Below are 19,406 nucleotides of genomic sequence, written 5' to 3'. Positions count from 1 at the left end.
GCTCCTGCGGGCGCGCGCCGCATCATGCGCCATGACCATCGAACAAATCACAGCGCGCATCTGCGCGTTCCGCGACGCCCGGGACTGGATGCAGTTTCATAATCCCAAAGAGCTCGCCGTCGCCATCACGGCTGAGGCGGGGGAACTGTTGCAGCACTTTGTCTGGCAGCAGCCGGACCAGATCGAGCAGCGCGTGAAGGACAAGATGCCGGAGTTGAAGGACGAGATGGCCGACGTGGGCATCTTGCTCTTCGAACTGGCCCACAATCTCGGCGTCGATCTCGGGCAGGCGATGCTGGACAAGATCGAGCGCAATGAGAAGCGCTATCCGGTGGCGAAAGCGCGCGGTTCCAACGCGAAATACAACGAACTGTGAGCGAGCCGGAAGCCCCAACGCCTCATCGCCGCCGTCCACGCTACTCGGGCAAGAATCCGCGTCGGTTTGAGGACAAATACAAGGAACTGAACCCCGAACGCTACGCCGAGACCATCGCCAAGGTGCGCGCGTCCGGCAAAACGCCCGCCGGGCAGCATGTGCCGATCCTTTTGCCTGAGATCATGCAAATCCTCGCCCCGCAGCCCGGTGAGCGTGCCGTGGACTGCACGCTCGGCTACGGTGGGCATGCCAGCGCCTTGCTAAAGGCCGTGCAACCGGGGGGCACGCTGCTCGCGCTCGATCAAGATCCCATCGAGATCGTGCGCACCGAGGCGCGGCTGCGTGCCAGCGGCTGCGAGGAGTCCGCGCTCGTCGTGAAACGCATGAACTTCGCCGGGCTGCCGCGTGCGCTCGGCGAACTCGGCTGGAGCGATGGCGTGGACATGCTGCTGGCCGATCTGGGCTGCTCCTCGATGCAGTTCGACAATCCCGCCCGCGGCTTCAGCTTCAAGCACGACGGCCCGCTCGACATGCGCATGAACCCCCAGCGCGGCGTGTCTGCCCGTGATCTGCTGCAAAAGCTCGCTGCGGCCAAGCTGAAGACGATTCTCGAAGAAAACGCCGACGAACGCCACGCCGCATTGCTCGCTGAAGCTCTCGCGGGCAGCGATCACGCTACCACCCGTTCACTGGCCGAGGCGGTGCGCCGTGCCTTGCCTCATCGTGTCGATGACGAGGAACGCGAGGCCACCGTTCGCCGCGTGTTTCAGGCGCTACGCATCGCCGTGAACGAGGAGTTCACCGCGCTCGACACGTTTCTGCATCAACTCACGAACTGCCTGCGCTCGGGTGCTCGCGTGGCCATCCTCACCTTTCATTCCGGCGAAGACCGCCGTGTGAAGCATCTTTTTCGAGACGGACTGCGCAGCGGTATCTTCAGCGCGACGAACGACGAGGTGATCCGCCCGTCACCTCAAGAAACACGCGACAATCCACGTGCAGCACCGGCGAAGCTGAGGTGGGCGGTGAAGGCGTGATCGCGGTCGTCTTCGCTGAGCGAAGGCTGCGTTCGGGTTCGTATTGATGGGCCATGTTTCAACCGTCCCGACTCTTTCTTCTGGGTGTTTTTTGCCTGCCGCTCGCCGCTTCTGCGCTCCAAGAGACCTGGGAAACGGGCTACACGAAAGACGATGCCAGCGGCAAGCATGTGCTGGGGCATTGGGCGTTTGAGAAGGAAGACGGGCTGAAGCTCAGCGGAGCTGTTTTGACGGCCAAGGGGCGGTTTGGTGGCGGGTTGGAGTCGTTTCCGGGTTTTCCCGTGCAGGACAAACGGCATGCGGCGCTGGTGAGCGTGCTGCCGGTGAAGAGCGCGTTCACGCTGGAGATGTGGATCAAGGCGAAGGCAGAGTTCAAACCGGAGCTGCGCTGCTTCTTGCTCGACAAGAAGTATGTCGATCACACGGACTACCAGTGGCAGATCGGCGAGGCGGACAAAGGCGGCCTGCGGCGCATGTGGGTGACGCTGGGCTTTGGCGCGGAGTCGAAGACGATCTACTCGCTGCCGTTCAAGCTGGGCGAGGAGTGGCAGCATGTGGCCTTCACTTATGATGGCGCGGGCGAAGGGAAGTTTTATCGAAACGGCACGTCAGCCGGCGGCGCGAGGCTGGAGGGCTTTGGAGCCGTGGTGCCGGGTAAAAAGGAGCTGAGCATCGGCGATCGGTTGGGCAGCAACTACGGTGGCTTTCCCGGCTTCATCGACGAGGTGCGCGTCTGCGACGGCGTGCTGAGCTTTGAGCGCGTGGCGATGCAGATCGCGACGACGCGGGCGGTTTGGCGGCGCATGGAGACAGCGAGGCCCATAGACATCGTGGTCACGAATCTGAAACGGGACGTGATGAAGGCCGCGTCGCTCAAAGTGAGCCTCGGCGGCAAGACGGAGGATTTCATTCTGCCGGATCTGGCAGCAGGAAAGGCTTTCACGGCGCGATACACGCTGAACACGGCACTGAAGGCGGGCGACTACGACCTGCGTGCTCGATTTGAAAGCGGTGGCTACGCGACGGAGCAGAGTGCGACGTTGAAAATCGTGCCGCGCATGCCGCCGCGCATGCCGGTGATCATGTGGGGCGCGGGCGGGAATGAGATCGCGCGGCTCAAGGACCTCGGTTTCACGCATTTCATCGGACTCAGCGGCCAGGGAGCGGCGGAGATGTGGAAGGAGAAAAAAATCCTGCCGCCAGGGTCGCCGGAATACATCGCGAGAAACCGTGCCTACCTCGACGAGGCCTTGGCAAACGGTCTGGAGGTCGTCGCCAGTCTCTCGCCGCACGACACGCTGGAGGCGGATGCGAAAAACCTGCGCGTGGATCGAAAAGGCGTGCCGTATGCGCGAAAAGACATCGCCGCCGCGACGCCGGAGTTCGCGCCGTTTTTCCAAACGGTGGGCGCGAGCGTCGGCAAGGCCTACGGCGATCATCCGGCCTTCACCACCGCGCTGATCGACACGGAGGTACGTGATAACAATCAGGTGAGCTTCAACACGGTGGATGTGGAGGCTTACAAGAAGTTCGCCGGCACGGACATTCCGGCGGAGGTCACGGCGAAGTGGGGCGTGGACTGGACAAAGCTGAAGGACTTTCCAGCGGATCGTGTGATCGCGGATGACAATCCGATTTTGAAATACCTGCGCTGGTTCTGGACGGTGGGCGATGGCTGGAACGGCCTGCACACCGCGCTGCATCGAGGCGTGAAAAGCACCGCGAGTCGCGTGTGGACGTTCTTTGATCCGGCGGTGCGGCAGCCGAGCATCAGCGGCGCGGGCGGCGGTGTGGATGTGATCTCGCACTGGACCTACACTTATCCCGATCCGCAGAAGATCGGTATGTGCGCCGATCAGCTTTTCGCGATGAGCGCGGCGAGCGGGAAGAATCAGCGCGTGATGAAGATGACGCAGCTTATTTGGTATCGTTCGCAAACGGCCCCCATCGGCAGCAAGGCACCGGGTGAGGTCGTGGCGTGGGAGGATCACGATCCGGAGGCGGCCTACATCACGATCGCGCCGATGCATTTGAAGGAAGCGCTGTGGACGAAAATCGCGCGGCCGATTCAAGGCATCATGTATCACGGCTGGCAGTCGCTGGTGCAGACAGACAGTCCGGCGGCGTATCGCTTCACGAATCCGAGCACCGCGCCGGTGCTGAAGCAGCTCATTCACGACGTGATCGAGCCTCTGGGGCCGACGCTGATGGCGATTCCGGATGAGCGGAGCGAGGTGGCGTTCCTGGAGGGCTTCACGTCGCAAATGTTCGCGCGACGCGGCGGCTACGGCTCGAACATGGGCTGGGAGGCGGATGTGTGGCTCGCCTTGCAGCATGCGCATGTGCAGACGGACATTATCTTCGAGGAAACGCTGCTCAAAAGCGGGCTCAGCGGTCGCAAGGTGCTGGTGATGCCGTATTGCGATGTGCTGACGAAGTCCGTGGTGGCCCGCATCGCCGACTGGCAGAAGAAAGGCGGCAAGATCGTGGCGGATGAGTTTCTGTGCCCTGGGTTGAAGGCCGATTTCACGATTCAGAGTTTCAAGCGCGAGAAGAAGGCTGCGGAGGACAAGAACAAGGTGCTGGAGCTGGCGAAGACGCTCGGTGGCTTTCAGCTGCCGCAGAAGGCGACGTGCGACAATCCGGAGATCATCGTGCGCACGCGGAAATTTGGCGATGCGACGTATGTTTTCGTCGTGAATGACAAACGCGAGCCCGGCAGCTACGTGGGCCAGCACGGCCTGGTGATGGAAAACGGCCTGCCTTCGAAGGGAATCGTGAGTTTGAAGGCTGAATCGGCCAATGTGTATGAATTGACCGGCACGAGCTTCATTGTGCCCCAGCGCGGCGACGACGGCTCGATGAACTGGCCGGTCGAACTCGGCCCCTGCGATGGCAAGATCTTCATGGTGATGCCGAAGCCGCTCCTCGGCATCCAGCTCGACGTGCCGGAAAATGCGACGCTCAACAACACCGCCAAAGTCAGCGCCCGCATCACCACCACGCAGGAAGCGCCGACGAAGGCGGTGATCCCTGTGCGGGTCGATATTCGCGACGCGAATGGCAACGCTGCAGAAGGGAGCGGCTTCTACGCCGCCGAGAACGGCATCGTCGAACTCAGCCTCAACCTGGCTCCGAACGACGATCCGGGCACGTGGGAGATCCGGGTGAAGGAACTCGCAAGCGGCATGCAGGCGGTGAAGTGGATGCGGGTCGCAAAATGACCTTTCATGGACTCCAGCCTGTCCAAGTGGCAGCAGCCCAACGATTTATCTGGATTCACAACTGCGGTGTCCAGCGACGCTTGCGGCGGATCACGGGGAGCTGGTCCCAGGTCAGATGCACGCCTTGGCGATGGATGTTGATGAGGATGCCCACGGCGGCCATCGCGGCGACGAGGCTGGAGCCACCGTAGCTGACGAACGGCAGCGGAAGGCCCTTGTTGGGCAGCAGCGCGGTGGTCACGCCCATGTTCAACAAGGCTTCCATACCGAGCAAAAAAGTCAGCCCCGCGCCGAGCAGCTTGCCGAAGCGGTTCGGCGCGTAGGCGGAGACCATGAAGCCGCTCATCACAAGAATCGCGAAGGCCAGCACCACGCCCGCGGTGCCGCGCAGCCCGAGTTCCTCGCCGACCATCGGGAAAATGAAGTCCGTGTGCGCCTCAGGAAGGTAGGAGAGCTTCATGCGGCCTTCGCCCAGACCACGGCCCTCGATGCCGCCGGAGCCGAAGGCGAGCTTTGACACCCACTGCTGCAATCCGAGGCCCTCCTTGTGCTTTTCGAGATCAAAGGTGACCATGATGCGCTCGAAGCGGTTCGGCAGATACTTCACACCCGCCCACAGGCCGCCACCGCAGATCAAGATGATCAGCGCCAGATAACGAATCTTCGTCCCGGCCACGAACATCACGCCCATTCCGACCGTCGCTGCCAGCAAGGCGCTGCCGAGGTCGAACTCGCACCCAATCAGGCCGACGATTCCCATCAAAATCAAACCCGGCAGCGCGAATCCACGCCAGAACGTGCGCGCCAGCGCCTCATACGTGGCGAACCAGCCCGCCAGCGCGACGATGAGAGCGATCTTCGCGAATTCCGAGGGCTGGACACGAAGTGACTGCCAGCCGATCCAACGTTTCGAACCGTTGATCTTGATGCCGATCACCGGCGCGTAGCAAAGCGCCAGCAGCACGGCGGCAGTGATCAAAATGTGCCAGCGCCAGCGCATCCAAGCATTGTAATCCACCAGCGCCGTGACGAAGCATGCGACTACCGCCACACCCAGCCACACGAGCTGCCGCCATAGTGTCACATAATCCTCGGCACCCTCATGCGCGACTTCGAAGGTTGTGCTCGCGAGCATGGTGATGCCCAGCGCGATGAGCGAGACCGCCGATAGGATGAGCAGGAAAATGGAGTGTTTGGCCATGACTCGGTTCGCTGTTCACGTTCCTCAGTTCAACGGCGGACCGCGAAATGAGAACCGCAGGCGCGGTTTTATTTCGCCGGAATCACCAGCTTCATGCCGTCCCGCATGGCGTTGGGATTCTTGATGTTGTTGGCCTTCTGAATGGCGGCGACGGAGACGCCGTATTTCGAGGAAAGACGGTAAAGCGTCTCGCCAGGCTGCAGGGTGTGCGTGCGGGCGGCGACGGCTTTTGGAACAGTTCTGGCAGGCTCGGATTTTTTCGGCGCGGGCGGAGCATCAGCGACCGATTTCTTCACGGGTTCTGTTTTCTTCGTCGCGGGCGGCGTGTCGGCGATCTTTTTCAGCATCTGTGTCGGCGGCGGCACGGGATTGGGTTTCGCGAGCGGCTTCGGCTCGGCTTTGGCGGCCTGCTTCGGCTTGTCCTCGACCTGAGGCGCATTTTCCTGGAGCAACGACACCACATTGGGCTTCGTCGGTGGTGGCAAGGCGGCCACGGTGGACTCAGGCGGAGCGGCAGCGGTCGCGGGAAGATCGGCGGCAGCGGCGAGCGAACCGGCCGAGGACGACGCCTCGCCGGGGGCGATCAACGACATCGGCGTCGTCGCGGCAGAGAGGCTCGCAGGAGCCTCGGAGGGCTTCACGGCCTCGCTCGGCTCTTTGTTCGTCACCGGAGGCTGGTCCTGCACAGGAATGGCTTTCGGCACCTCCTCGGCGACGTCTTTCGGCTTGAGCGTCTTCGGATCGACAGGGATCGCGCTCGGCACTGCTTGCTTCGGTACGCGGAGCATCGTGCCGGGGCCGATCTGCAGCCCTTTGTCGATCATGTTGAGCTTGGTGATCTCCTCCTCGGTCGTGCCGAACTTCGCGGCGATGGTTCTGAGCGAGTCGCCAGAGCGCATCTCATAGTTGTCAAACAGCTCCGTGTTCGCGGCGGCCTGCGCCTGCGCGCTGACGATCTCCGGGGACGCCTCCGGCAGACCGGAGGTGGAACTGCTGCTCATCGCACGGGCGGCCTGCGTGACCGTCTGCTGCGGCGTCTCCTCGTCGCCCATGAAATCATAGATGATGATGCCGCCGATGAGGACGACGTGAACCAGGAGCATTACGACGAACATGCGCGCCATGCCTGAGTTTGGCTCGTGCTGGTTCCATTCTCCCTCCTCGGTGACAAGCGCCACGCGGTGGCGGTGACGTTCGCCGTCGATGAGGTTGAGAAGCAGTTTCTTCTCTTTCTTGGGTTTGCTGGTCGTCTGCATTTTCATGGGACGTGTTGGGTTGGATTTGAAATTCAGGTCAGGGAAAGGACGGCCTCGCGGAACACATCTCCGCGTTGCCCGTAGCCGGTGTACATGTCGAAAGAGGAGGTGCCGGGGCTCAGGATGATGGCATCGCCGGGCTGGGAGAGCTGCGTGGCGAGCGAAACGGCCTCGGCCATGTCTTTGCCACGCTTGCAGGGCAGCAGGTCGCCAAAGGTCTGCTCGAGTTGCTGCGCAATCTCGCCGATGAACACCATCGCACGCACCTGGCCCTTCAATTCGGCACGCAGCGGCGTGTAGTCGAGCTGCTTGTCCTTCCCACCGGCGATGAGCACGATGGGACGTTCCTGGCTGCGCAGGCAGGCTTCGAGCGCGTGGAGGTTGGTGGCCTTGGAATCGTTGATGTACTCGCGATCACGCAGCGTGCGAACGAGCTCGCAGCGGTGGCGCGGCACTTCATAGTCGGCCAAAGCCTTCAGCATGGCATCGAACTCGAGCCCATAGACCTTTCCAGCCATCAAGGCGGCCAAAACGTTCTCCATGTTGTGCTTGCCACGCACCCTCAAACCCGCGGCGGAGCCGATCTCGCGGCCTGAATGGTAGAATTTGCCGTTCGCGTAGCTGTAGTCGGCTTCAGCGCCATAAGCGGAGAAGGTCCAGCGCAGCGCGTTGCCGCTCGAAACCGTTTCCCCTGCCCTGACGATGGCGACATCGTTTTCGGTGACGTTTTCGAAGATGCGGGCCTTCGCGGCAAAGTACTCCGCCATGCCGGGATAACGGTCGAGATGATCGGGGGCGAAGTTGAGCCACAGGCTAGCTTTCGCCCGGAACGTGCGGATGGTTTCGAGCTGGAAGCTGCTGATCTCCAGCGAGAGCACGTCGTAGCGGACGCCGCTGGCGACGACTTCGCTCAAGGACATGCCATGATTGCCGCAGGGGATCGACTTCATGCCGCAGCCGTTGAAAAGCGCCGCGATGAGCTCCGTGCAGGTGCTCTTGCCGTTCGTGCCGGTGATGGCGACCATCGGCATGTCGGTGAGTTTGAAGCCAAACTCCGTCTCGCCAACGAGCGGCACGCCTGCGGAGGTGAATTTCGCCGGCAGCGGCCAGTGCTCATCGAGTCCGGGGCTGATGATGACGAGGTCAAAATCGCCCGGCTTGATCACGAGATCGCGCGCGGCTTGTCCGAGCACACATTTGAAGTCTTCGACCTGCTTCGCCTTGTCGGCCTCATCGAAGATCGTCACCTCCGCGCCATGCAGGCGCGCCAGACGCGCGGCACCGAGGCCGCTGCGACCAGCGCCGAGAATGGCGAGACGTTGTGAGGCGTACTTCATCGAAGTTTGAGCGTGGCGAGTCCGAGCATGGCAAAGAGGAGAGAAAGCACCCAGAAGCGGACGATGACCTGGTTTTCATGCCAGCCGCCGAGCTCGAAGTGGTGGTGGATCGGCGCCATGCGGAAGATGCGCTTGCCGCGTTTTTTGAAGCTCCACACCTGCAGAATCACGCTGCAGGCCTCCATCACAAACACACCGCCGACGAGGGCGAGCACGATCTCCTGCTTGCAGCCGATGGCGATGGTGGCGATGCAGCCGCCGAGCGCGAGCGAGCCAGTGTCACCCATGAACATCTTCGCCGGATGGGCGTTGAACCAAAGGAAGCCGAGGCATGCACCCGCAAGCGCCATCGCGACGATGGGCAGCTCGTTGGCGAGGCTGTTGTGGGCAACGCCGAGGTACTCGGAGTAGCGGGCGTTGCCGCAGACGTAGCCAAACACGGCATACGCGATGGAGGTGGTGAGCGAGCAGCCGGTGGCGAGGCCGTCGAGCCCGTCGGTGAGGTTCACCGCATTCGAGGAGCCGACGATGATGAGCGCGAACAATGCGACTGCGAAGAGGTGCATGTCGGTGATGACCGCGTCCTTCACGAAGGGCAGGTAAAGCGCGCGCAGCGTGATGCCGTTGTCTTCCGGAACGGCATAGGCAAAGAGGAAGCCGGCGACGACGGCCACGGAGGTCTGCCACACGAGCTTTGTGCGCGCGCTGACGCCTTTCGAGTTCTTCTTGCTGATCTTGAGGTAGTCGTCACGGAAGCCGAGCGCGCCGAGGCCGACGGTGGTGAACAAGACGATCCAAACCATGATGTTGTCCCACTTTGCCCACAGAAGCGTCGAGAGGACGATCGCACCGAGGATCAGGATGCCGCCCATCGTCGGAGTGCCGGCTTTTTTGCCATGCAGCTCGTAAAGCTTGTGAACTTCCTCGGCCGTGCGGATCGGCTGGCCGATCTTGAGGGAGATCAGCTTGCGGATCAAACGCTCGCCATAAACCAGCGAAAGCACGAATGCAGTGACGGCTGCTCCACCGGCGCGGAAGGTGTGATACTTGAAGAGGTTGAGGATTTTGTACAGAGCGGCGTCATCGCTGATCCATTGATGAGCGGTGAGCCATTCCCTGAGTTCGTAAAGCCAGTACATCATGATGCGGAAAAATGCGTGAGGACCTGTTCCATCCGCGCGGAGCGGCTGCCCTTGAGCAGCACGACATCACCCTCACGCAGCCACTCGCGCAGACGTGCGGCGCAGGCGGCCTGATCTGGAAAATGCTCGGACGGGACGGCCTTCGAGGCCTCGGTGATCCATTCGGCCTCACTGCCGCCGACACTGAACACAGCGTCGAGTTTGAGTGACCCGGCGAATTCGCCCACACGGCGGTGTTCGGCCTCCGCGATCGGCCCCAACTCGCCCATGCGGCCGAGAACGGCCACGCGTCGGCTGTTTTTGTCGCCCAGCGTGCTCAGCGTGCGCAGGCCGGCAATCATGCTGTCGGGATTGGCATTGTAGGAGTCGTCAATGAACTGCACGCCGCGGACCATCTTAGGCTCCACGCGGCCGCCGGTGAGCTTTGCCTGGTTCAACGCATCCGCGATGTCCGCGGGTGCGATGCCCTGCCGCCAGCCCATGCAGGCGGCGAGCGCGGCGTTGCTGACCATGTGCTCGCCGAGAATGGGCAGACGTGTCTCGACTTTCTCGCCGCTGAAATCGAGCGTGAAGGTGGTGCCGGTGCCATCAGCGCGAAGATTCGAGGCGCTGACATCACCGCAGCCGACTCCGGCCGTCGAAACGGCGGCCTGGCAATGGCGGGCGATGACGGGCGTGTATTTGTCATTCGCCGGCAGCACCACGATGCCGCCACGCTTCACCTGTGCGGGCAGCGTGGCTTTCTCCCAGGCGATCGCGTCCTGAGTGCCCATGTGCTCGATGTGGGCCATGCCGACGTTCGTGAGGATTCCTGCGTCAGGAGCGGCGATGTCAGTGAGCACCTTGATCTCGCCGGGATGATTCATGCCCATCTCAGTGACGCAGCACTGCTCCCCTTCCTGAAGCGAGAGCAGGGTGAGCGGCACACCGATGTGGTTGTTCAGGTTGCCGAAAGTGGCGCGTGTCACGAACTTCCGTGACATCACGATGGCGGCGAGATCCTTCGTCGAAGTCTTGCCGTTGCTGCCCGTGAGGCCGATGATGAGCGGGCTGTGATGCAGCCGGTAGCCGCGCGCCATCTGCTGCAGCGCTACCAAGGTGTCGCCGACTTCGATCACCGCGCAGGGCAGCGCGCCCCAGGCCGGATTGATCTTGCTGACAACCACCGCGGCAGCACCCGCGGCGGCGACCTGCGGGATAAATTTGTGAGCGTCGAACTTGTCACCCACAAGCGCGACAAAGACATCCCCGCTGGTGATTTTGCGCGAATCGGTGTTCACCTGGGTCACCAGACGCGATCCATCGCCCCGCAGCGTGCCTGCGGCGAATTGGGCGAGAGTTTGGATCGGAATGGGTGTCATCGACGGTCTGGACGATTGAATCCGCCGCGCATGGCTTCGCGTTCGGCGGCCTTCTCCTCACGTTCCTTGGCGCGGGCGGCCTTGAGTTCGTGAAGGAGCTGGCGGGCGACCTTGCGGTCGTCGAAGGGATGTTTTTTGCCTTTGATGTCCTGATAGTCCTCGTGGCCTTTGCCGGCGATGAGGACGATGTCGCCCTCCCAGGCGTTTTCGAGAGCGACACGGATCGCATCCCGACGGTCTGCGATGATGGCGTGGTTCTTTGGACGGGCGAAGCCGGCCTTGGCGTCGTTTAGAATCTGCTCGGGGTCTTCGGTGCGCGGATTGTCGGAAGTGAGCACGCAAATGTCACTGCCCTCCTCGGCGGCGGCGGCCATTTTCGGGCGCTTGGTGCGGTCACGATCGCCGCCGCAGCCAAACACGGTGATGATGCGGCGCGGACGGAGCGCGCGGACGGTTTTCAACGCGTTGATGATGCCGTCAGGTGTGTGCGCGTAATCCACGAAAACATGAAAACGGGCGTTTTCAGAGACGCGCTCGAGCCTGCCGGGCACCTGGGGTGCTTTTTGCATGTTCGCGATGGCCTCGCGCAGATTCAAACCGACACCGTGCGCGGCGGCCAGGGCGCCGAGCGTGTTGCAAACGTTGAAATCGCCGATCAACGGCAGACGCACGAGAAAACTGCGGCCACGTGCTTCGAGTTCGAAGTTGGTGCCGGTGAGGTCGTAGCGGACGTTGATGGCGCGGAATTCATTGTGCACGCCGAAACCAAAGCGTGTGACGCGGCCGGTGTGCTGGAAGCGCTCGATGAGTTTTCGGCCCCAGGAATCGTCGCCGTTGATGATGAGCGCGCTACGCGGCTCGGCGGCGGCCATTTCAAACAGGCGCACCTTGGCCTCGAAGTACTTCTCCATCGTGCCGTGATAGTCCAGATGGTCCTGCGTGAGGTTCGTGAAGATGGCGGCGGCAAACGGCAGACCGTGGACACGATCCTGATCCAGCGCGTGCGAGGAAACCTCCATGGCGCAGGCGCGGCAGCCGTTGTCACGCATTTGCGCGAGCAGACCCTGGATTTCGAGCGACTCCGGCGTGGTGTGCGTGGCAGGAACATGCTGCCCTCCACCGAGATCATAAAACACCGTGCCTAGCAGACCGCTGCGCAGTTGCGCGGTGTTGAACAAATGATGCATGAGGAAGGCCGTGGTGGTCTTCCCGTTCGTGCCGGTGACACCGGCGATGGTGAGCGACTTCGCGGGATGTCCATTCAACGCCGCGGCGGCATCCGCGAGGGCGATGCGCGAGTGGCGAACATGAATCCATGGAGTGACACAATCGTCCGCAGGCGCTTGCTCGGCGATGATCGCGGCGGCACCAAGTTCGACAGCCTTTGGAATGAAGGCGTGCCCGTCGGCATGCGTGCCACGGATGGCGACGAAGGCGATTCCGGGGCCTGCTTTGCGGGAGTCATAGGTGAGGCCCTTGATCTCGGTGTCGAGGCTGCCGGACACGGCGGGCTTGTCGAGATGCGGGACGAGATCACGCAATTTCATTGCGCACCTCCTTTCGCGGCGACTTTGAGCGGCTGGTGGTTGCGGATGGCGAGGTGGTCGAGCGTCTCGCGCACGACTTCGGCAAAGACCGGCGCGGCGACACGGCCGCCGCGGATCATTTTAGAGCTTTCGGCCTTCGGATCATCAAGCATCACGAGGCAGACGAGCTGCGGATTATCGACCGGAGCGATGCCAATGAACGAGGTGAGGTAGGAGCCGTCGATGTAGCGCTTCTTTTCAGGATCATAACGGCGGGTGGTGCCGGTTTTGCCGCCGACACGCACGTCCGGCAAAGCGGCGCGGCTGCCGGTGCCCTCGAGGACGACGCCTTCGAGAAAATCGCGCAGAGAGGCGGCGGTTTTCGCGGTGCAGGCCTGCCACACGGGTTGCGGCGGCATGACCTCGGTCTCGCCGTTCTCTTTGACGACGCGGTCGATGAGGCGGGGCTTCATGAGCACGCCGCCGTTCGCAATCGCCCCGTAGGCCATGCACATTTGCAACGGTGTGACGGAAACCTCGTAGCCGATGGGCATGCGCGAGTAGGTGGTGTTGCTCCACTTGCCGGTGTTCACATAACCGGCCTTCTCGCCGAGCAGGCCGATGCCTGTGGTCGAGCCGAAACCAAAACGCGCCGTGTAGTCGAGCATGAGATCCTGGCCGACGCGTTTGCTGATTTTGTACATCCCGATGTTGCTGGAGTGGACGAGCACGCCTTTGACCGTCTGCATGCCGAGGGGCTCGTCGTCGCTGAGCTTCACCTTTCGGACGGGGTCTTCGTAAAACATCTGGCAACAGTCGATCTTCTCGCCGGGCGTGACTTTTTGGTTGTCTAGCGCGGCAGCGAGCGTGACGACCTTGAAGATGGAGCCGGGCTCGTAGGGCTCCGCGATCACATGGTTGGTCCATGTGCTGAGGTCAGGATTGCTCGTGTCGCGATGCGGGCGCGCGGCCATGGCAAGCACGGTGCCGGTGGAGGGCTCGGTGACGACAATGACGACACGCCGCGCCTCGTTCGCCTTCCATGCGCGCTCGCAGATGGCCTCGACATTGTCCTGCAACTGCATGTCGATGGTGAGGTAGGCATCGCTGCCGTGCCGAGGTTCGACGACAAGGCCGCGATAGGCGGGCAGCTCGTGGCCAAACTTGTCGCGCTCGATGAACTGCTCGCCCGGCGTGCCTGTGAGCTTCGCATCCATCATCTTTTCCACGCCCCAGCGGCCTTTGTTGCTCGCGGCGTCCGTGTCGCCCAAAACGAGTGAAAGGCGATCCTTTGCTGGAAAGCGACGCGCCACCGCGGGACGCATGTGGATGCCGAAGATGTGCTCCGCTTTGAAAAGGATGCTCCACTGCTTCGCGGTTTCCTCATCGACCTGTTTTGCGAGGACGATCTCCGGTTTGTCGGAGGCGAGCTGCTCACGGATTTCTTTTTCCGGCGCGGGCAGGATTTCCGCGAGGACCTTGGCAACGTGATCGTGGTAGGCCGAGATGGTTTCATCCTCGTCAAGCTGCTCGCGCAACTCAACCGCCTTCACTCCGCGCACGGCCGCGAGTTGATGGCGCACGGTGACGAGCTCGCGAAGGTGTGTGCGGTCAGTGTAAAGCTCGCTCACGTCCTCGTCGTGGGCGAGGTATTCGCCGTTGAAATCCTTGATGGCGCCGCGATGCGCGGGCAGGACGATGTGGCGCTGATATTTCTGCGCGGCGAGCTTTGCCAGACGCGGTGACTCCTTGATTTGGATGACCGCGAGACGCCATGTCACAAGGGAGAAGCCCGCCAGCAGCACGAACATCAACACAAGCATGCGGCTGCAGACCGGACGGTCGCGGCGAAGCTGGGCTTGGTTCGGGATTGGCTGGCTCACTGGCTAGGGGGTGGTTTGGGCGATGGAGGGCGCGGACTCCGCGCCGCTCGTACCGGCCGCCGCGGGCACCGGTTTGAGCGAAAGCAGCGTTCGCTTTGTGATCGGGCGCAGCAGTGTGCCCGCGCTGGTGAGGCGCGGCTGCACACGGTCGCGCGTGAGGAGTGTTTCGATCTTGTTGTTCAGGGCGAGAATCTCGGCGTTCAGCAGGCGCATCTCGGCCTCAACCTTGCGCTGTTCCTCGCCGATGGCGCGCACGCGGTTTTTGCTGACGACGATGCCGAGCCCGGCCAGGGCGAGCGAAGCGACGACGACGAGAATCGCCGAGATCGCGGAGATGCCGAGGCGGTTGCGATACTGGTTGCGGCTGCTCATGCGGGAAGACGTTCGGCGACACGCAGCACGGCGCTGCGGGCACGCGGGTTGAGTTCGATCTCGTGCGGCGTCGCCTGCACGGGCTTGCGGGTGAGCAGTTTCAGCACGCAGTCGGGATTCTTCCTCGGCTCCGGCCATTCAGGACGGTCGAGGTGGGGCGCGGAGAGATGCTGCAGCGTTTGCTTCACGATGCGGTCCTCAAGCGAGTGAAAGGAGATGACGGCAAGACGTCCACCAGGCTTCAACCAGCGTGGCGCCGCGGCGAGAAAGTCGTGCAACGCGGCGAGCTCGTCATTCACGGCGATGCGCAGCGCCTGAAACACCAGCGTGGCCGGGTGGCGCTTTCCGCGCTTCGGCGAGGCTGCGGCAACGATTTCCGCGAGCTGCAGCGTGGTCTCGATGCGGCGTGAGGCGCGCGCTTTGATGATGGCGCGGGCGATGCGGCGGGCGTTTTGCTCCTCGCCATATTCAAAGAAGATGCGCACGAGCTCGCCTTCATCGTCGGTGTTGACAAGATCAGCGGCGGTGCGCGGCGAATCGGTGTCCATGCGCATGTCGAGCGGCGCGTCCTTGGAAAATGAGAAGCCGCGCGCTGCATCGTCGAGCTGATGACTCGAAACCCCGATGTCCACAAGCATGCCGTCAAAGCCGGAGACACCGGTTTCCTCCACAATCTGCGGGAAGTGACGGAAATTGCCTCGCAGGGCGCAAAACTGAGCCGCATAGGGTTTCAGGCGTTCTGTCGCGTGCTTGATCGCATTCGGATCTTGATCCATGGCCACGACACGCGCTCCATGTTGTAGCAGAGCCTCCGAATGACCACCGCCGCCCAACGTGCCGTCGAAAATGAGCTTGCCGGGAGCCGGCTGGAGCATCTCGATCACCTCCTGCAGCAGCACTGGGGCGTGATAAAAGGGCAGATTTCGGGAAACCTGCTCCGGCGGCGTGGATTCCGGCGAATCCCCCCCTCCCCCAGCTCCCGGACGCGTCACCAAGGTGCCACGCCCCCAAGGCATGAGGTCATCCATCGCGTCCACCGCACCAAACCAAGGCCAGCCCCCCACCTGATAAACTCCAATCATTCTGGAAATACTTCTCAGCCATGATCGCAAGGACGGATACCCGTTCCGGGGCAGCCGGTCCGAGTAGCGCGGCAGGGAAAATCCGGCTGCAGGAAGCGCAATCATAAGAGAATAACTTGGGTGGCATGACGTTCCGCGGGCAAAACGAGGCAAGCAGGCCGTCAGAACTTAAAATTTAACTATTCCTTATAATCTAGGGTGTGTTGCCTTGGCAATCGTGTATTTTCAGAATTTTCACCCTTGCATAGAATTACTCAAATGCTGTTCGTTAGAACAATTGGAGGTTTTAGAGATACCCTCAAACCAAGCAGCTCAAGGAGCTAACTCGTTTCCTGCTCCCGATACCCCAAAACGTCTCCTACGTTTTCACGATGCCATGTTGGCAGGTGTGGCTCCTCGGCATGCCCACCTCTATTATTTGCGTCACAGCCCCAAGAGGAATCTCGACAGATCACCCGAAGTATTGCTAGCCTCGCGGAAATTGAAACAAATCTGACCCAACAACCGCCATGGCCAAGAAACCTGCTCCCAAAAAGGCAACTGCCAAAAAGCCCGTCTCCCCAAAAAAGCCGGCTCCCGTTAAAAAAGCAGCGCCAGCCAAAAAGAAGCCGGTTCCTGCCAAAAGTCCCTCGGCCGTAAAGCCCAAAGCCTCTCCCAAGCCCGCCGCTGCGGCACCCGCAAAAAAAGCGGAGCCGGCTCCTGTTTTAAAACCTGTGTTTGAAGCTCCGGCGGCCAAACCTGCTCCAGTTGCGCCCGCAGCTCCAAAAATCGTCATGAAAAGCGGCGCTGGCGGTGCCACCTCTCTCACGATCTCCGCCCAATCTTCCGCTGGAGCAGCGGCAAACGGCAACACGCATCCGGCGAACATCCTTGTGCTCGTGAGCAGCAATGGCTGGCCTGTCACTGATCTGACGAAAGATCATTTCACCATCATGGAGTACTTCGAGGTTCCCGGCCAGCAGGCTCCCTTCAGCAACAACATCACCTCCTTCCGCAATGTCGGCACGGGTGCCTACCTGCTCCAGGTGAAGCCGATCAACGGCGCTCCTTGGCGCACGGGTCATCATCTCGCGCAGATTCTCGTCTCCTCGGCGGACGACCGTCAGGGCCAGGGAGCGGTAAAACTGATCATCCGCTGATTTCCCCGGCTGCGGATTCGTGATCGACAGCAGAAACGGCTCCGCTAGCATGCGCGGCATGAACCGCCGTTCCTTCCTCGCACGCTCCCTCGCCGCGGCTGCAGCGCCGTCATTTGCCAATGCCGCCATCCAGGGCGGAAAACTCGCCATCGGCCTCGACCATTTCTCAGTACGCGCCACCGGCTGGAAAGCCGCGCAATACATCGACTACGCCGCGTCTTTGAAGCTCGACACGATCTTCCTTTCCGAGCTCATCGTGTTTGAAAACTTTGAGGACGCCTATTTGAAGAGCCTCAAGGAGCAGGCCGACCGACTGGGCGTGAAAATCTACGTCGGCACCGGCAGCGTGTGCGAAAGCTCGAACACGTGGAAGCCCGCGAACGGAACCGGCGCGGATCATCTCGCCCTCACCATCAAGATCGCGAAGGCCCTGGGTTCCCCCGTCGCCCGCTGCTATCTCGGCAATCAAAAAGACCGCTCCACGGACGGCGGCATCGAGAAGCACATCGAAAACACAGTCAAATCCATCAAGGCCAACCAAACACGTGCCGAGGCCGAGGGCATCAAAATCGCCATCGAAAACCACGCGGGTGACATGCAGTCGCATGAGTTGAAATCACTCATCGAAGCCGCGGGCAAAGGCTACGTCGGAGCAAACATCGACCCCGGCAACGCAGTCTGGGCGCTGGAGGAGCCGCTCAAGCATCTCGAAGTGCTCGGCCCGCTCACCATCTGCAGCAGCGTGCGCGACAGCATGCTCTGGGAGGATGAAAAAGGTGCCGTCGTCGTGCAATGGACAGCTGTCGGAGAAGGCATCGTCGATTTCAAAGCCTACGCGAAACGGTTCGCCGAGCTGGCCCCCGGCGTTCCGCTCCAGGTCGAGACCATCTCCGGTTTCGCACGGCCTTTTGAGCATCAAAAAGACGACTTCTGGAAAATCTTCCCCAACCATCGCGACAGCGGCATGTTCAAAGCCTGGCTCGCCATGGCGAAGCGTGGCAAAAAGATCGACAGCTTCAAAGCCCCCGACGGACCCGGCAAAAAAGACGCCGAAATCGCCTACCAGAAGGCCGAATGCGAACGCAGCTTTGCCTGGCTGCGCGCGAATGCGTGATTGCATCCGGTCCTTTTCGCGATACATCGCTTCATCACGAATGCGTGGATAGCTCAGTGGTAGAGCGGCTCGTTTACACCGAGTTGGTCGGGGGTTCGAATCCCTCTCCGCGCACCACCTCAGCGATTCATGCCCGCCTGCCAGATCGAGGAATATGACGACACACCGCAGGCGCGGGACGAACTGATCCCATGGCTCGTCAGAACCGACGCCCAAACTCTCAGCGCCGAAACATGGCGACGACGGCTGTCTCATTGGTGGGATGAAAACCCTTTTTCCAGCCTTTGCGTCGAAAGGGGATGGCTGCTGCGGTACGAGGGTGAAATCGCTGGTTTTCTGGGGCTCATTCCCGCCTGCTATTCTGTGAACGCGGAACCGTCCCCCGCCTACATTGCCTCCACCTGGCGTGTTGACGAAAAGCATCGCAACGCAAGCCTGCCGATGCTGATAAGGCTGAAGAAACTGGCCGGCTCGAAGATCATCGCCGACACCACGCCAACACCCGCAGTGAAGGAGCTTTTGCAACGCTCCGGTTGGAGATGTTTGACTGACATTCGCCGTCGCTTCGTGCCGCTCGGCCTGCCGTCCAGGCTTCTTTCATTCCGCGAATGGCCCTCTTTGCCGCCGGGACGGTTCATCACACGCGACCCGGCATTGGTGCGCGGCATCGCGACGCGACGCGTGTCATGCGCCGGTGTGCAAAAGTGGATCACGCCGGACTATCTGCGCTGGTTCGCCACATCGCCGATGCGGAAGCACGAATTCGCGGGTGTGATCGATGACGCAGGCTGCCTCAGTAGCTACTTGTTTCTCACCTCAAAGCGCATCCGCGGCATCCCCGCATGGATGGAGATCGACCACTTCACGACGGAAGGCACACACGACGAGTTGCATGCCTTGGTCGGCGAAATCGTGCGGCAACCCGCGCTGTTCGGAGATCAGAGGATGCTTTCGCTCGCCAGCTTTCCCGATGACCGCTCGTGGGAAGGTTGCCCTGCCCTGCATGAGCGCACGGAACATGTCTGCCACTGCTTTGCGATCCCCGGACACCTTCAATCGCTCGCAAAACTCACCGTGCTCGCCGAAGGCGACTGGGGTCTTTAGACGAGCCTCTCGATCACTGCCAGGAGGTGATTGCCGGTGGCAAAGGTGTCTGCGGTCATCATGTCGTCGGGGATTTGCACGCCAAGTTCCTGCTCGATTTCCATGAGCAGATCAATCGAGGCCATCGAGTCGAGGCCGAGCTTGCCGAGGTCCTCGTCCATGGGCACATCGCTGCCGGGTGCGAGGAAGCGTAGCTTCGGGCGGAGGATTGCCTGGAGTTTCGGGGTGAGATCAGTGGCGGTCATTTTGGAG

General features: G+C 61.6%; 17 protein-coding genes and 1 tRNA gene. 7 read left to right on the top strand and 11 right to left on the bottom strand.

Annotation, left to right across the window (positions count from 1 at the left end):
- The first annotated feature begins 31 nt into the window (after window positions 1–31).
- Genes ACILSE_RS19280 through ACILSE_RS19270 form a run of 3 tightly spaced genes read left to right on the top strand, consistent with a single transcriptional unit; the run spans window position 32 to window position 4,637 of the window.
- Window positions 32–376, top strand: coding sequence for a nucleotide pyrophosphohydrolase (locus tag ACILSE_RS19280; RefSeq protein WP_395719065.1), 345 nt, complete (start codon window positions 32–34; stop codon window positions 374–376).
- Complete coding sequence (gene rsmH, locus ACILSE_RS19275; RefSeq protein ID WP_395719064.1) at window positions 373–1,413, top strand: 16S rRNA (cytosine(1402)-N(4))-methyltransferase RsmH; 1,041 nt, start codon at window positions 373–375, stop codon at window positions 1,411–1,413. The genes ACILSE_RS19280 and rsmH (ACILSE_RS19275) overlap by 4 nt, the downstream gene beginning before the upstream one ends.
- A gap of 53 nt (window positions 1,414–1,466) precedes the next feature.
- Window positions 1,467–4,637, top strand: a complete 3,171-nt coding sequence (locus ACILSE_RS19270; protein ID WP_395719063.1) for a LamG-like jellyroll fold domain-containing protein — start codon at window positions 1,467–1,469, stop codon at window positions 4,635–4,637.
- A gap of 55 nt (window positions 4,638–4,692) precedes the next feature.
- Here the strand turns inward: ACILSE_RS19270 and ACILSE_RS19265 are convergent, their stop codons facing one another.
- The 10 genes from ACILSE_RS19265 to ACILSE_RS19220 all read right to left on the bottom strand — a co-directional run bounded on the left by ACILSE_RS19265 (window position 4,693) and on the right by ACILSE_RS19220 (window position 16,572).
- Complete coding sequence (locus ACILSE_RS19265) at window positions 4,693–5,838, bottom strand: FtsW/RodA/SpoVE family cell cycle protein (protein ID WP_395719062.1); 1,146 nt, start codon at window positions 5,836–5,838, stop codon at window positions 4,693–4,695.
- A 68-nt stretch (window positions 5,839–5,906) separates the two neighbouring features.
- Window positions 5,907–7,100, bottom strand: coding sequence for a LysM peptidoglycan-binding domain-containing protein (locus tag ACILSE_RS19260; RefSeq protein WP_395719061.1), 1,194 nt, complete (start codon window positions 7,098–7,100; stop codon window positions 5,907–5,909).
- Window positions 7,101–7,126: 26 nt separating this feature from the next.
- The gene (gene murD / locus ACILSE_RS19255) at window positions 7,127–8,431 is read right to left on the bottom strand and encodes a UDP-N-acetylmuramoyl-L-alanine--D-glutamate ligase (protein ID WP_395719060.1); all 1,305 of its coding nucleotides are present in this window, start codon (window positions 8,429–8,431) and stop codon (window positions 7,127–7,129) included.
- Window positions 8,428–9,573: a phospho-N-acetylmuramoyl-pentapeptide-transferase gene (mraY, locus tag ACILSE_RS19250; RefSeq protein WP_395719059.1), complete on the bottom strand. Its 1,146-nt coding sequence runs from the start codon at window positions 9,571–9,573 to the stop codon at window positions 8,428–8,430. The genes murD and mraY overlap by 4 nt, the downstream gene beginning before the upstream one ends.
- Window positions 9,570–10,934 carry a UDP-N-acetylmuramoyl-tripeptide--D-alanyl-D-alanine ligase gene (gene murF, locus ACILSE_RS19245; protein ID WP_395719058.1) on the bottom strand — a complete coding sequence of 455 codons (1,365 nt, stop codon included), beginning with the start codon at window positions 10,932–10,934 and terminating at the stop codon, window positions 9,570–9,572. Before murF ends, mraY begins: the two co-directional genes overlap by 4 nt.
- On the bottom strand, window positions 10,931–12,481 hold the full coding sequence (locus ACILSE_RS19240) for a UDP-N-acetylmuramoyl-L-alanyl-D-glutamate--2,6-diaminopimelate ligase (protein ID WP_395719057.1): 1,551 nt from the start codon (window positions 12,479–12,481) through the stop codon (window positions 10,931–10,933). The genes murF and ACILSE_RS19240 overlap by 4 nt, the downstream gene beginning before the upstream one ends.
- Entirely contained in the window at window positions 12,478–14,343 is a 1,866-nt protein-coding gene (locus ACILSE_RS19235) for a peptidoglycan D,D-transpeptidase FtsI family protein (protein WP_395719056.1), read from the bottom strand. The genes ACILSE_RS19240 and ACILSE_RS19235 overlap by 4 nt, the downstream gene beginning before the upstream one ends.
- A 3-nt stretch (window positions 14,344–14,346) precedes the next feature.
- Window positions 14,347–14,715: a hypothetical protein gene (locus ACILSE_RS19230; RefSeq protein WP_395719055.1), complete on the bottom strand. Its 369-nt coding sequence runs from the start codon at window positions 14,713–14,715 to the stop codon at window positions 14,347–14,349.
- Entirely contained in the window at window positions 14,712–15,797 is a 1,086-nt protein-coding gene (gene rsmH, locus ACILSE_RS19225) for a 16S rRNA (cytosine(1402)-N(4))-methyltransferase RsmH (protein WP_395719054.1), read from the bottom strand. Before rsmH (ACILSE_RS19225) ends, ACILSE_RS19230 begins: the two co-directional genes overlap by 4 nt.
- 466 nt (window positions 15,798–16,263) lie before the next feature.
- On the bottom strand, window positions 16,264–16,572 hold the full coding sequence (locus ACILSE_RS19220; protein ID WP_395719053.1) for a hypothetical protein: 309 nt from the start codon (window positions 16,570–16,572) through the stop codon (window positions 16,264–16,266).
- Between ACILSE_RS19220 and ACILSE_RS19215 the strand changes: the two genes are divergently transcribed.
- The 4 genes from ACILSE_RS19215 (at window position 16,571) to ACILSE_RS19200 (ending at window position 19,154) form a co-directional block, all read left to right on the top strand.
- Window positions 16,571–16,936 carry a hypothetical protein gene (locus ACILSE_RS19215; RefSeq protein WP_395719052.1) on the top strand — a complete coding sequence of 122 codons (366 nt, stop codon included), beginning with the start codon at window positions 16,571–16,573 and terminating at the stop codon, window positions 16,934–16,936. The two genes, ACILSE_RS19220 and ACILSE_RS19215, sit on opposite strands and share 2 nt — an antisense overlap.
- 58 nt (window positions 16,937–16,994) lie before the next feature.
- Window positions 16,995–18,050 carry a sugar phosphate isomerase/epimerase family protein gene (locus tag ACILSE_RS19210; protein WP_395719051.1) on the top strand — a complete coding sequence of 352 codons (1,056 nt, stop codon included), beginning with the start codon at window positions 16,995–16,997 and terminating at the stop codon, window positions 18,048–18,050.
- A 42-nt stretch (window positions 18,051–18,092) separates the two neighbouring features.
- Window positions 18,093–18,167: transfer RNA gene (locus ACILSE_RS19205), tRNA-Val, on the top strand.
- Window positions 18,168–18,179: 12 nt separating this feature from the next.
- Entirely contained in the window at window positions 18,180–19,154 is a 975-nt protein-coding gene (locus ACILSE_RS19200) for a hypothetical protein (RefSeq protein WP_395719050.1), read from the top strand.
- Here ACILSE_RS19200 and ACILSE_RS19195 read toward each other — a convergent pair.
- On the bottom strand, window positions 19,151–19,399 hold the full coding sequence (locus tag ACILSE_RS19195; RefSeq protein WP_395719049.1) for an acyl carrier protein: 249 nt from the start codon (window positions 19,397–19,399) through the stop codon (window positions 19,151–19,153). The genes ACILSE_RS19200 and ACILSE_RS19195 overlap by 4 nt on opposite strands.
- Window positions 19,400–19,406 lie beyond the last annotated feature (7 nt).

The sequence above is a fragment of the Prosthecobacter sp. genome, from assembly GCF_044236155.1.
GTDB lineage: Bacteria > Verrucomicrobiota > Verrucomicrobiia > Verrucomicrobiales > Verrucomicrobiaceae > Prosthecobacter.
Note: the sequence above shows the minus strand (reverse complement) of the source record. Positions and strands in the feature narration are given on the sequence as shown.

What these genes read in the sequence shown, in the direction of transcription:
- murD (WP_395719060.1), bottom strand. Translation starts at nt 8,431, where the DNA reads ATGAAGTACGCCTCACAACGTCTCGCCATTCTCGGCGCTGGTCGCAGC.
- rsmH (WP_395719054.1), bottom strand. Translation starts at nt 15,797, where the DNA reads ATGATTGGAGTTTATCAGGTGGGGGGCTGGCCTTGGTTTGGTGCGGTG.
- ACILSE_RS19200 (WP_395719050.1), top strand. Translation starts at nt 18,180, where the DNA reads ATGCCCGCCTGCCAGATCGAGGAATATGACGACACACCGCAGGCGCGG.
- ACILSE_RS19230 (WP_395719055.1), bottom strand. Translation starts at nt 14,715, where the DNA reads ATGAGCAGCCGCAACCAGTATCGCAACCGCCTCGGCATCTCCGCGATC.
- ACILSE_RS19215 (WP_395719052.1), top strand. Translation starts at nt 16,571, where the DNA reads ATGAAAAGCGGCGCTGGCGGTGCCACCTCTCTCACGATCTCCGCCCAA.
- murF (WP_395719058.1), bottom strand. Translation starts at nt 10,934, where the DNA reads ATGACACCCATTCCGATCCAAACTCTCGCCCAATTCGCCGCAGGCACG.
- ACILSE_RS19260 (WP_395719061.1), bottom strand. Translation starts at nt 7,100, where the DNA reads ATGAAAATGCAGACGACCAGCAAACCCAAGAAAGAGAAGAAACTGCTT.
- ACILSE_RS19280 (WP_395719065.1), top strand. Translation starts at nt 32, where the DNA reads ATGACCATCGAACAAATCACAGCGCGCATCTGCGCGTTCCGCGACGCC.
- ACILSE_RS19195 (WP_395719049.1), bottom strand. Translation starts at nt 19,399, where the DNA reads ATGACCGCCACTGATCTCACCCCGAAACTCCAGGCAATCCTCCGCCCG.
- ACILSE_RS19240 (WP_395719057.1), bottom strand. Translation starts at nt 12,481, where the DNA reads ATGAAATTGCGTGATCTCGTCCCGCATCTCGACAAGCCCGCCGTGTCC.
- ACILSE_RS19265 (WP_395719062.1), bottom strand. Translation starts at nt 5,838, where the DNA reads ATGGCCAAACACTCCATTTTCCTGCTCATCCTATCGGCGGTCTCGCTC.
- ACILSE_RS19270 (WP_395719063.1), top strand. Translation starts at nt 1,467, where the DNA reads ATGTTTCAACCGTCCCGACTCTTTCTTCTGGGTGTTTTTTGCCTGCCG.
- ACILSE_RS19210 (WP_395719051.1), top strand. Translation starts at nt 16,995, where the DNA reads ATGAACCGCCGTTCCTTCCTCGCACGCTCCCTCGCCGCGGCTGCAGCG.
- mraY (WP_395719059.1), bottom strand. Translation starts at nt 9,573, where the DNA reads ATGATGTACTGGCTTTACGAACTCAGGGAATGGCTCACCGCTCATCAA.
- ACILSE_RS19220 (WP_395719053.1), bottom strand. Translation starts at nt 16,572, where the DNA reads ATGACGATTTTTGGAGCTGCGGGCGCAACTGGAGCAGGTTTGGCCGCC.